Origin of the sequence: Alcanivorax profundi, from assembly GCF_003597125.1 — a bacterium.
Classification (GTDB): domain Bacteria; phylum Pseudomonadota; class Gammaproteobacteria; order Pseudomonadales; family Alcanivoracaceae; genus Alcanivorax; species Alcanivorax profundi.
In genome coordinates this window covers 1-439 of sequence record NZ_QYYA01000124.1, presented here as the reverse complement: position 1 = coordinate 439, position 439 = coordinate 1, and the positions used below count along the sequence as shown (strand labels likewise).

Annotated in this window: 1 protein-coding gene; it reads right to left on the bottom strand. The window is 51.3% G+C overall.

Annotated elements, in window-relative coordinates:
- A partial coding sequence (locus D4A39_RS19240) for a prephenate dehydrogenase/arogenate dehydrogenase family protein (protein ID WP_119918599.1) occupies nucleotides 1-439 on the bottom strand: 439 nt, incomplete at both ends.

The following is a 439-nucleotide window of genomic DNA, read 5'->3' as shown; positions in this document are numbered from 1 at the left end:
TACGCTTCGCATCCTTGTGGTCGATGATGTCGATGAGCTCAGCAAGCTCCTCTCTGATCTGTGCCACCTGACCCGATGTGTATGGATTGAAGAGGATTTCCTGCAACAGGTAATCATCTTCGTTGAGCACGCCCTTAGCTATCTGCATGTGGCGCTTGAAGGTGGTGCCCGGAGCATCCTGGTGCTTCATCACTGCCGCAAAAGAAAAGGTGCTCACGAAAGGAATACTCAGCGAGTAAGCCACCGTCTGGTCGTGCTCATCAAATGTATACTCATGCAGACTCAACCCCAACTTCTGGTAGAGGTCCTTGAAGAATATCTTGCCCATGTAGTCACCCTCCTTGATGATGACTGCATTCTCCTCTGAAAGCTGGTTCAGATTGGCAAAGGTTGGGCCGAACATAGGGTGCGTGCTCACGAAGCGGAAACCGCTCTTCTC